Here is a 12,767-nt window from a genome sequence, read left to right on the forward strand (position 1 = left end):
ATTTCACAGATGACGAAGACGAAGAGGAAGTCTTTGTAAAGGAGTATTAAAATGGCAGATTTCGACAACGGAAGAGAAGGATTCTCGATAGGCATAGACGATTCACAGCTCCAATCGGACGCTGAGAAGGTGGTGCAGCAGTTCGACAACATCGGAAGGCGAGCCACACAAGCTGGACAGAAGATAGACTCAGCATTCAATGGGGTCAGCACAGAAGCCCTGCAGCAAGAGACGAAGGCAGCGGAAGATAAAATCCACGACCTCGGCAACGCTACCAAAAGCGAGACCGAGAAGATGGACGCAAGCCTCAAAAAGATTGCTGCAGGAATCGGTGCGTACTTTTCAATCCAGCGGCTAACCCAATTCGAGAGCAAGGTCATCAGCATACGAAGCGAGATGGAAAGCCTGCAGACCTCCTTCAAGACCCTCGCAGGAGAACAGGTCGGTGGCGAGCTTTTCGAGCAGATAAAGGAATACGAACTTCGCACGCCAATGATTATGCAAGACCTCGCATCAGGAGCGCAGACCATGCTCGCCTTCAACATTCCTGCCCAGGACGTTATGCAGCACTTGAAAGCCATTGGCGACATTTCCATGGGCGACAGCGAGAAGTTCAAGAGCCTCACCCTTGCCTTCTCCCAGATGAGCGCAACAGGCAAGCTCATGGGACAGGACTTATTGCAGATGATTAATGCAGGCTTCAACCCATTGCAGGTGATTAGCGAGCAGACAGGAAAGAGCATCGGACAGCTGAAGGAGGAAATGGAGAAAGGCGCAATCTCCACCAAGATGGTGCAAGATGCGTTCCACGCAGCAGCCAGCGAGGGAGGTCAGTTCAACGGAATGCTCGAAGCACAGAGCAAGACCTTGAAGGGAGCGATATCCAACCTTGAAGGAGCCTGGCAGTACATGCTCAACGACATAGGCGAAGCCCAGGAAGGACTCATCGTAGGCAGCATCGACATGGCACAGAAGATAATCGCCAACTACCAGCAGGTAGGACAGATTATCATGGGATTGATTACCACATACGGAATCTACAAGGCAGCGGTGGTTACAGCCATTGCAGCCGAGAAGCTCCACATCGAGACGCTGACCATCGCCAAGGTGCGAATTGCCGTCGTAGAGAAGGTACAAGCCGCCCTCAACGCAACGATGCTCGCCAACCCATACGTAGCAGCAGCCACCGTCCTCGGTGTATTGGTCGGTGTATTGGTAGCCTGCCACGACAGCACCACGGCAGAAGAAAAGGCGCAAGCAGACCTCAATGCAACCATGGAGACCGCAAGACAAAAGCAGCAGGAATACAACGAAGAGACCGACCGAGCCATCGAGAGAGCGCAGCAGGACGAGGATGCAACCCACGGACGCAGGAAGGCAATGAATCTGCTTATTCAGCGATATCCAGCCATCATAAAAAAATACATAGACGAAGAAGGACACCTCCGTGACATATTAAAACTAAAGAGAGAGATTGCAGCACAGGATGGACTTAACAGAGTACGGAGCCTCCGAACAGAAAAGAACGACTCAGACAGAGCCACACGAGCCTTCAAGCTGCAACAGCAGGCAAGAAACAAGGCTATCAGTGCAGGAATGGGAGCCAGCCAATACAGGCAGTTCTTAACAGGCTCGCAGCAAGCCGAGGTGGACTGGGCGAATAAATGGTACGAAAACAAACGAGGGATCAAATGGTATAGCCCACACAAAGGAACCATCGAGGAACGAATTAAATATGCACAAGATTCTGCGGTCGGAGCCAATAAGAACGTCGCCAGGGAGCTGACAACGCAGAATGCGGACAAATTCGCTGAGACATTCAAGGACATGACGAAGCACCAGCTGCAGCAGGTCATTAACACGCTCACCAAAGGCAAGAGGACAGGCAAGAACGTCCGCTTCAACTTGAAGGGTCTCGGCAATTACGCATACAGCCAAAGCGATATCCTGTCCATGCTTACCAAGGCACAGGGAATCGCAGCAGCAAGAACCAGGTCGAAGACCACATACAATAAATCAGATTGGGAGAAGCAGCAGAAGGAGGCACAAGCCAAGCTCGACCAGATGGCAGACAGCCAGAAGGGAAGCAAGGAGTGGAACCAGCAGGTCTCGCTCGTTAAGGAAGCGCAAGACCACATCGCCAGCAGAACCGTCTCCACACACCAATCGAGAACCACGGCAGCGCATAAGCAGCAGACAGAAGCCGAGAAAGCAGCCAAGGAGCAAGCCAAGGCTAACGAGAAGACGGCAGAGGAAACCTACAGATATAGCCAGCAGCAGGAACAGCAGCAGAAAGCCAACCAGCTGCTCCAGGCGCAAGCCATCGTGGATGCCATGCAGGAGGGAGAGGCGAAGAAGCTCGCCCAGCTCGACCTCAACTACAAGAAAGAGAAAGAAGCCATCGATAAGGAGGAACAATCGCTCCTCCAGGCAAAGATAGACCATGCGAAGAACCTATGGGATGCAGATCCAAAGCATGAGAAGCAGGGCTTCTACGCAACAGGACAGCAGAAGGCTATCAAGCTAACCGATGAGGAAAAGGCTGGCATCACCGCCAAGAAACAATCGCTGGACGCTACGACGACCCAGCAGAGGAGCGAGCTCATCAAGGCATTGCTCGACAAATACGATGACGAGAACGAGAAGGCAGAGAAGACACGCAAGGCTATCACGGACGACATCGCCCAGCTTACAAAGCTGAGAGATGAAGCCGAGAAGCTGGGACAGAACGATATCGCCAAGAACTACGAGCATAAGAGACAGCAGGCAGCGCAAGCCCTGGAGGAGAACATACAAAGCGTTTACCTCGAGGAGCTGAAAAAATCCATTGATTGGGATGCAGTATTCAACAACCTCGACCGACAGACCACCGAACAGCTGAAGGCAACGAGAGACAAGCTCACCTCATACAAGAACAGCAAGGAATACCAGCAGGCGACACCAGAAAACAAGAAGGTGGTCTCCACGGCAATAGACCAGCTCAACGATGCCATCATCAAGGGGAGCGGAATATTCGGCAACCTGGCAGAGAACTGCCAGGCATACGAGAAAGCCAGCGAGCGATACACCACCGCCCTGCAAGAGCTGAACATCGCCCTATCGGAGTTTGATGACATCGAGGACAGCGACGCACCAGAAGAGGCGAAGGAGGCTGCGAAAAAGAAGGTCGAGGCTGCACAGAAGAAGGCAGACGATGCGAAGAAAGACAAGGACACCAGCAAGGTGAACCGAGACAAGAGCTTCGACACCACGACGGACAACCTCATCCAGCTATCGCAGGCAATAACCCAGCTGGGCAGCACCAGCGAGATGAGCCTTTCAGAACTTGGCAACGTCGCAAGCAACGTCGCAAACGTATTCGAAAAGGCAGGCTCGAAGATAGGAGGCATCATCGGTGCCATCCTTTCATTGCTTGATGCAATACAGAAGCAGGGACTCTTCAAGTTCGTAGGTAACGTTTTTCAATCAGTCTTTGGAGCGGTCGGTGGAGTTTTCCGAAGCCTTACAGGAAGCAAGCTATTCGGTACCGACACCAGCATCGAGGACACCATCAGCGACCTGACCAAATCCAACCAAGACCTGGAATCAGCCGTAACAAGGCTGACTGAAGTCATGAAAGACAAGGCAGGACAGGAAGCAACAGACACCTACCAGCGAGCGAAGAAGAACCTCGAAGATGCCACCGCCAACAAGCAGGAAATCCTGCGAGATACAGGTGGCGCATACAGTAACGGATTCATCGGCATAGGAGGGAAACACTCCTCGAACTCACATATAAACGAATCCATGAGCTCCGCTGATTGGCAGCGAATCAGCCAAATCACAGGAGAAAACGTCCGCTCAGCCTCGGACTTCTGGAACCTTACCAGCGAGCAGATGGCGAAGGTGGCAGACGAAGCGACAGACCTCTGGTCTAAGATTAAGAATGCCAGCAACGATGGATACAAGAGCAACGCCAGCAACATGGATGAGTACATCGAGTATTACAAGAAACTCATCGACTTGCAGAATGACTACAACGAGGCAGTGACGAACCTATCCTTCGACAACACCAGGGACGGATTGAAAGAGCTGCTGAGTGACACCACCAAGGGCGTGAAGGATGCAACCAAGAAGGTCAAGGAATACATGGAAGAAGCAGTTCTTACATACATCACCAAGACCACCCTCGCCAAGGATATGCAGGATTGGTACACGCAGTTTGCAAGCGCAATGGCAGACGGCAAGCTCGACCAAAGCGAAAAAACTGACCTCCAAAAGAAATACGAGGAAGCATACCGTAAGGGAGAGCAGGCAAGAGACAACGCCTACGCTGCCGCAGGAATCGACCCAAAGGAAGACTACACGCAGAGCAGCACAAGCGCAACTCTCAGCGGTGCGACGCAAGACCAGCAGGACGAGACAAACGGCAGACTTACCAGCATACAGAACAGCCTGTCCATTGTTGCAGATGCCGTCCAGCAGCAAGTGGAGAACAACGCCATCATTGCCAACAGCGCAGCCATTATCCGCAGCAACATGGACGACATGATGGAGATGCAGATCCAAGCCGTCGGGTACCTGGAGAAGATAGAGCGACACACCAGCGAGCTGCCATCGATGAACCAGAAGCTGGAGAAGATAAGAAAGAACACAGAAAAGTTATAAGGAGACAGAGGCATGAACAGAAAAGGCGAACTTTTCATCAACGACATGGACGCATTCGGCATGTGGGGCGTTTGCTTAAGCGACTCCTCCCTTTGCTCCCTGGTAGAGCCAGAGCCGCTGAAGGATGCGGTCAGCAACAAATCCTCCACAGAGGACGGAAAGCAGATACGCAAGGAGGCGAAGCCAAAGGTGGACGAACGTGATATCACACTATTCGTCCAGCTTTACGCAACCAGCAGGGACGACATGTTCAGCAAGCTCATCGCATTCAAGAAGGAATTGAAAAAGCGACGCATCAACATCAGAACCAAGTACGAGAAGGACGTGGTGTACAGGTGCGATTACAAGAGCTGCAAGCAATTCAAATCATATTTCAAGGGAATGGCAACATTCAGCCTCACGCTGAACGAACCGAACCCAGCAAACAGAGGAACCAAAGATTCAGACGATTATGAAGGTACAGCTTTATAACAGGGCGCAAGTCAAGGCATACACCATCCCTGTAGGCAGCGGAAGCACCTACACATGGAAGAAGCAGGAGGAGGAGTACATCACCGTGAACTTCTCCAGCGAATCCGTCCTGGCATTGAAGAAGGGATTCTACACCAACATAGAAAGCCTCGGACGATTCGAGGTCGTGGACTTGCCTACACCAACCAAGGCAAGCAAGGACATCGGCTACGAATACGAGCTGCGCCTAGACCGCCCATGGTATAAGTTCAAGAACCGCATCATCTTCTTCAGAAGAGGAAGCGTGAACGGAATGGAAGCCAAATGGAGCCTTACGGACACCCTACAGGCGCACGCAGGCATTCTGACGGACAACCTTGCCAACATCGGCTACACCTACGCAGGGGAGGAATACCTCGTTTATATCCACGATGACGTAGAGAAGAGGAACGAGGCGAAGCTGATAGCATACGACAGCACCACCCTGCTATCGGCACTCGACAAGATAGCCGAAGCATTCGAGACCGAATGGTGGATAACCGAGAATACAATTCATTTCGGCAGATGCGAGCAGGGACAGACAATAACGCTGGAACAGGGCAAGGAGCTGAACGGACTGAGCAGAAGCGAGGACAGCGAGGAGCATGGCACTCGCCTCTACGCATTCGGATCAAGCCGCAACCTCAACCAGAACTACAGGCGTAAGCTGAAGAACCCATTCACGATAGACGGATTCCATAGACTATACGGCACAAAGGTAAGATTCACCACCAACAAGCCGAAGAACTTCTTCAGCGAGAAGAGACGCATCAAAATAACCAGCAACAGCAAGTACGAAGGGCAGACATTCACATTCAAGGTCGTAAGCGGTTCATACACCAACCCAGCAGCAGGACAGACGGTGTCCTGGAATAACCCAGTCTTCGAGATTGAGGTGGGCAGCATTGTAGATGCAATCGGCTTTCAGAACGGAACAGGCGTTCAGTTCATCATCGGAGACGAAACAGGTGGGCAGACAGAGGACAGCAAGACTACGATGGTGAAGGTGGAGCGAGACAGCTACCCTATTTTCAGTTTCAAGGACTTGCAGCTTCAGAAGAAAGCAATCACCCCAAACACCAGGGTGACGCTGGCAGACAAGACGGAGACAGGTATCGAGTTCATCGGCATAACCTCAGACGGAATGAGCAGCGTGAACGACGGCAGGGACTGCTACGCATTGACCGACAAGACAAAACAGCTGGCAGGAAGCAGCCAGCAGGTCACCCTCTCCCATCTTGCCATGGCATACGTCAGCAAGCTCTACACGGAGCCGATAGACGGACAGAGCGAGGTAGCGATACAAGGCGTCAGCGACACCATCCTACAGCTGCCAATCGGAACCCCATACATCGACAGCGACGTGAACCTGGATCCAGACGACATCACGGACATCGTAAAGACATACGAGGACATCTACCCAAGGGCACTGCTTACCATTACGGAGGTCACAGAGATAGCAGCCAAGACCACCGACACGGACACAGGCAACGTGACATATTGGACAGCATACCGATTCAAGGCGAAGCTCCAGGACGGCTCACCATTCGTATTCGACAGCATCTACGAGACGCAGGAAGAAAACAAGCCGCTGAGCATCCATTTCGAGAGCGGTAAGCTGAACGGCATGGACTTCGAGGTACACTTCAACCCAGATGCAGACACCGACGACAAACAGCTCTTCGAGATTACCAGGAACGACACCTACACCCTAGAGCTGCCGAACGAGACAATGAAGCCAGCCGTAGGAGACACGCTCTACATGTACAACATGGACATTACCTTCATCGATGACGAATTGGTGGAGGCAGCGGAAATGGAACTGAAGGCAGAAGCCGAGAAGGACATGAAGAAGATGAAGGTGGACAGCGGTACCTACACAGGAACCAAGAACCCCGTCCTTTTCGGACAGAAGGGAATCGAGCTGACATACGGCAGCAAGGTGAAGCTCGTAGCACCCGAGTACTTCGATGCAGAAGACCACGCAAGGGAAAGCCGCATCATCGGATGGGAACTAGACCTTGAAGACTTGACGCAGGGCGAATACACCATAGGCGAGAGCAAGCATTCAAGCAGGAGCGATACACTTGCAAGCACCGTGGACGAAATCGTGTACTACAACAACCAGCTGCAGAACACCACCGCCCAGGGCAACCTGCCTGCATACGACAAGCTCATCACGGAGCTGCAGAATAAGATGCAATTCCTGGAAAAGCGGATGGACACCAAGCTGAGCAAGGTCTTCGAGGACACCGCCCAGCAGCTCATCACCCTATACAAGGGCATGACGATCGGTGAATTCGTGAGCGGACAATTCGGCAAGGGAGGACACATCGACCAGATGGGAAGGGCAGAACTTCATAGCCTCACGCTCCGAGATTTCCTAGAGGCTCCCGAATTAAGATGCAACCGAGTGACAATCCAGATAGGCAACCGATGGAGAGCTCCAGGAGGAGGCATCATCAAGGAAGTGATACCAGACACCGACAGCGACGGCAACCAGCTGGCAACAGGAACCATCGTCCTCCACCTCCAGGACGGAGAGATAGGAAAGATTGCCGTTGATGACATATGCCAGGGCATCTGGCATGAGGGGATGAACATCGAGGACAACGAGAGCGACGACTACGACGATGGCATCGGCAACTTCAAGTTTGCAGGATTCTATACGGCATACTTCCGAATCACGGAAATCATAGACACCACCCACAACAGCAGGGTGCGCTACGCATTGCGTCCGACAAGCGATACCTGGAAGACGCAGCACCACCCACACGAGGCGATGCACTTTGTGGCATACGGCAACTTCAGCGACACCACGAGACAGAAGAGCCGCTACAGCACGCTGACATACGAGCGGTACCTGACGGACGTGAACAATTGGGAATTCAGCAAGGACATGATAGCCGCCCAATTCGGAGACTTGACGAATCTGAACATTTTCGGCTTCAATATGAAGGGCTACTCCGCTTACCTAAACAACATCTACATGAGCGGTACGATAGAGCAGTTCGAGAACATGGGCAGGAAGATGTACATAGACCAGAGCCTGGACGGACACATGGCAGCGGATGAAACGGAGACCGTCACGATTCAGATCCTGGACGGATACATGCAAGACCACACGTCCGAATACAGCTTCAAGGTGGAGCGAGATACAGGAGACACGGCATCCGATGCCGTCTGGAACGCCAAGCCCGAGCACCTAAACTGCGGCTCATCGTTTAAGATTTCGTTTTCAGATTTGCACATCAACCCGAACCACAGCGGAATCAGCACCCTATTCTACGTTATAGCAGACGACGGAAAAGACACTCCGATAACGGAGCCATTAGAATATTAATATTTAAAGCAGAGGAGAAACAGAATGGCAAACAAAAAGAGGGCATTCCAATCTGAGCGCAAGCACACAAGGCTCGACTTTTCGCCATTGAATCTGACATGCGAGCTGGTCTGCATCACGCCAGACGCACCGACGGCACAGACAGCCAACACTGCGCTGGGGCAATACGAGCCAGACCGCTCGATTACCCCGACAATCATCAGACCGCAGACGACGGTCAATGACCCCGACGGAATCTTCACGTCGGGAATCAACAACAGGAACCTTGCAAGCGACCAGCACGCATGGTTTGTGAATTCCACGCCAATCGCCAAGGTTTGGAAAGAGGGAACAGACTACGAGATCATCAAGGACGATACGGATGACAACGGCAGTTTGAAGGTGATGCGAAACATTACACCAGGAGAGGTGGCGGCACTTTCGTACACGGGCATGTTCTACGATTTCCGAACAGGAACGAACAATTCGGTGAGCGGAAGCGGAATGGCACTCACCACGACAGACAAGGGAGGAAACAAGCTGGCATGCTGCGTAGATTGCGAACAGCTCATCTACGACCCACTGAAGGATGAGCTCCTCCTTTACGAATACCTGGTAGCGGAAGGCATCGAGACAGCAGGGCAACGAGCCAAGTTCGTGAACGGAAAAAGCTACGAGCGAACCGTAACCATTACGCTCACCCAGGGAGACGCTACGCTGACGAAGCTGCCAGCAGGAATCACGATGCGCCTCGTGGAGCGAGGAAAGACGGCTGCACTTGCAGCAGGAACGCTCCAGCACCCAGAAATCAAATCGATAGCATATCCGACAATCGGATTCGATATGCGATTCACATGGGAGAAGGAGTTCGAGGTTCAGTTTGTCGATGCCAAGGGCAACGTGAAGACCAGCACAGGTATCACTCTCATTCGAGACATGAGCCTGCTGACACAACACGACGTGGCGAGAGGCAACGATGTTGTCCCAGGACAGCAACGCTACAACAACCACGGAATTTTTGCCGCAGGAAGCCAGCTCATCCAATACCCAGAGCTGTACTACAACATTCAATGGTGGACACAGGCGAGAGTTTATAACGCCACCAGCAAGGCGTATCAGTTTGCAGATAGAATCTACAGACAGACAGGCGAAAAGATGGAGTGCAGCGTTGATTCATTGGGCATCGGCTACGAGAAGAACCTTAGCTGGTTTGATGTTTCGATGGACATCGAGGAACGAGAGCCAGCAGCGATTCTGACAAGCGAGAACGCAAACATCGTCCTCACGGACGAGAAAGGTAAGGTTTTAATTTTTTAGCTTATGAGATACGCAATTGTAGAGACAAGCAAGGCAGAAGCCAAAGGGCTGAAAGCCAAGCTCCATCGAACGAACAACACAGGTTCGAAGATGGCAGTGAACGAGAACGAATTGCTGAAGGTGAACGAGAACCCCGAGACAGCAGCAGCAGAGCTCGGAGGAAAACTACAGGAACTGCAGGAATTCAAGAATGAACTTAATAAATGGGACGAATAACAAATGGGAAACAAGATTAAAGGAGCGTTCACGGTGCGCTTCATCAGAACAGGCGACCAGATCTACGTCAGCAAATCCATCGTGAAATTTGACAAGGCAGGAGCGGAAAGCGGAGGCTCGCTCTTCCAGGCAATCGACCCGACAAACGGAACATTGTCCGTCGATTGGAAGACCGACATCTACAACCAGCCAGCCTTGAAGGTGGGCATCAAGAGTGCAATCGGCAACCCTGTAACGATTACAGGCATCAAATGGACGTACCGAGGCACGGAGCTGACATTCAACACCAGCGCAGCCACCACAGGCAACTACACAGGCTGGAACCTGTCAACAGATGGCAAGTTTGCCAAGAAGGAGGTGGACGGCTACTGCTACCTGCGACTAATTGACAACGCAGCAAGCACCACCATCATCTCGAACCAAATCATCGGATATGAAATCAGCTACATATCCAACAACGTCCGAGACTCCATCGCAGGAACAGAGGATGTGCTGATTCAGCAGGCAGGAGCAGACAGCTACAGCATCAACATCACGACAAGCCGAAGCACGCTGAATGCGACAGACAAGAGCACCACGCTGACCGCAACATACCTGTACGGAACGAAGCCAATCAGCGATGAGGAATTCGCAAAGAATTGGAAGCTGGAGTGGTATAAGGATTTCGTCCTCATGAGCGGACAGAACGGAAAGACAATCACCGTAACGAGAAGCGACGTAGATGGCAGCTCCGTATTCAGCGTCAAGCTCCTGCACAAGGAAGGCGATAACTGGGTCGCCAAAGCCGTCGATGCGCAACGAGTAACGGACGATTCAGACGAATGGATCATCGACTCAAACCCTGACGGAGCGAACCCCGACGCTATTTCAAAGACAAGCAACGCAAAGTTTGTCCTTTCGCTTAAGCAGAACGGAGTGAAATACACAGGAACCATAACATGGGGATGGGAAGTGTACAATGCGCTCAACGTAAAGACCTACACAGGCTCGGGAGCAAATGTAACGCTGACAGCGGAAATGGCGAAATGCGTACCAGACGCAAGCAACCAGGGCAAAAATTATTATTCAGATGTAGCCTACGAAGTGACTGCATCAATCTCATAACATTTAAAAAGGAGAATAGATATGGCAGACGTACAATATCAGAAAGTAACAGAATTCGGTACCACAACCGCTTTGAACGGAAGCGACTACGTGTTTGTAATCGCAGGAGGAACACCGAAAAGAATCACGCTCGACAACCTGCGAGCAATGATGGAAGAGAACCAGCAGCAGTTCTTAGACGAGAACGCATTCTGGATTGAAGAGAACACAGCATCAAGCAGGGGATCCGCATACTGCGAGACAGGAGGCAACAGCCTCATGCGCCAGATTTGGCTGTCGAAGATTACGGCAATCCTCATGACACCAGACGGACACTTCACCCGTCTGAACCCGAACGACCACCACTACACAGCAGACGGAGACCAGGTCGTGAAGGACGGAGCCGTGGTAGCAGCATACAAGAATGCCGATTGGTTCGGTATGCTCGATGGCGGTTATTGGAACTACCTCCAGGAGGTGACAATCGGAGGAGTTAAGCACATCAGACACCACATATCGCTCACACCGCTGCCTGGTGGCTGGTTTACCAAGAACGTCCCTGTCGGCATGTTCAAGTGCACCATTCAGAACGGACAGATGCGAAGCATTCCGTTTGTGGTTCCGAGCGGAGGCAGCAACATTAATCAGTTCTTCAACTACGCCCAGGCACGAAGCAAGAACCATGGACTAGCAGGCGAGCCGTTCAGAAACCTGCTCCTGCAGTACATCATGGCGAAATACGGGTACCGAGACATTCAGAACCTCACAGCATCCGATGGTACAAAGATTTTCGGATGCGGTCTTGACGGAACAGAGAAGAGCGCAACTTCAACATTAGCGGACGGATTCGCAAGACAGAAGAACATCAAGACAGGCGCATGCCTGGCATTGGGCTACAGCGACGGAAAGGTCGCTGTCAAGGACGCAGACAACTTCACATGCCACAGCGTAAATGTTGGCGTATGGGGTGACCCATACGGTCAATATTGGGAAATGGACGGACACCTTTGCTCGGTAGGAAGCGACGTTTATCAATGGGACGACAACTTCATGCCTACAGGCAAGCCGACGACGGACACCTTCAAGGCTATCAAGTACAACAAGCTGACCCGAGCAACAACCGACGGACTCCAGAACGTAGATATCAACCTCATCACCACGAAGGGAGCGCAGCACATGAGCTACGTACCGCTTAAGGCGCATACAGGCGTGAGCTACGGAGATAACTATTGGTACAACGCAGAGGGACAGCTGTGGATTGGTGGCGGCGACTCGAGCTACGGTGCGTATTGCGGTCTCGCTTCTGCGAGCTCGACCAACGCCTGGTCGAATGCGCATGCGAGCATCTCGGCTCGGCTTGATTACCATGGCGACCTTAAAGAGGTCACCTCTGCCGAGCTGAAGAGACTCCTGGCATCTTAAAAAGGAGCAGGAAACTCAGCGAGAAAGACATTTAAAAAGGGGGCGTGGGGGATTCCCCCCACCCTTCAAATTTAGCCAAGAAAAAAAATATAGACAAAACCCCTCGCCCAGCTCGTGGCGAGGTAGGCAAAAGGGAAGGACAGCTGTGGGTTGGTGGCGGCACCTCGAACTTCGGTGCGGATTGCGGTCTCGCTTCTGCGATCTCGAGCAACGCCTGGTCGTCTGCGAGTGCGAACATCTCGGCTCGAATTACTTCAACGTTTACGAAATA

The 12,767-nt window shown here is 52.1% G+C and carries 7 protein-coding genes; all 7 read left to right on the forward strand.

The annotated features are described in order from the left end of the window. Positions 1 to 51: 51 nt before the first annotated feature. The 7 genes from F7D73_RS10000 to F7D73_RS10030 are packed head-to-tail and all read left to right on the forward strand — an operon-like array spanning position 52 to position 12,496. Positions 52 to 4,647, forward strand: coding sequence for a tape measure protein (locus F7D73_RS10000; protein ID WP_153124361.1), 4,596 nt, complete (start codon positions 52 to 54; stop codon positions 4,645 to 4,647). 12 nt (positions 4,648 to 4,659) lie between these two features. Continuing rightward, entirely contained in the window at positions 4,660 to 5,118 is a 459-nt protein-coding gene (locus tag F7D73_RS10005; protein WP_153081899.1) for a hypothetical protein, read from the forward strand. Continuing rightward, positions 5,099 to 8,479 (forward strand): hypothetical protein, encoded by a 3,381-nt coding sequence (locus F7D73_RS10010; protein ID WP_153124362.1) that lies wholly within the window; start codon positions 5,099 to 5,101, stop codon positions 8,477 to 8,479. The genes F7D73_RS10005 and F7D73_RS10010 overlap by 20 nt, the downstream gene beginning before the upstream one ends. 24 nt (positions 8,480 to 8,503) lie before the next feature. Beyond that, the gene (locus F7D73_RS10015; RefSeq protein WP_153124364.1) at positions 8,504 to 9,775 is read left to right on the forward strand and encodes a hypothetical protein; all 1,272 of its coding nucleotides are present in this window, start codon (positions 8,504 to 8,506) and stop codon (positions 9,773 to 9,775) included. Between the two features lie 3 nt (positions 9,776 to 9,778). Beyond that, positions 9,779 to 9,991: a hypothetical protein gene (locus tag F7D73_RS10020; RefSeq protein ID WP_153081896.1), complete on the forward strand. Its 213-nt coding sequence runs from the start codon at positions 9,779 to 9,781 to the stop codon at positions 9,989 to 9,991. Between the two features lie 3 nt (positions 9,992 to 9,994). Further along, a complete protein-coding gene (locus F7D73_RS10025; protein ID WP_153124366.1) occupies positions 9,995 to 11,095 on the forward strand; it encodes a hypothetical protein in 1,101 nt (366 codons plus the stop codon). 21 nt (positions 11,096 to 11,116) lie between these two features. After that, the gene (locus F7D73_RS10030) at positions 11,117 to 12,496 is read left to right on the forward strand and encodes a hypothetical protein (protein ID WP_153124368.1); all 1,380 of its coding nucleotides are present in this window, start codon (positions 11,117 to 11,119) and stop codon (positions 12,494 to 12,496) included. Positions 12,497 to 12,767 lie beyond the last annotated feature (271 nt).

The organism is Segatella copri, assembly GCF_009494395.1.
Classification (GTDB): Bacteria; Bacteroidota; Bacteroidia; order Bacteroidales; family Bacteroidaceae; genus Prevotella.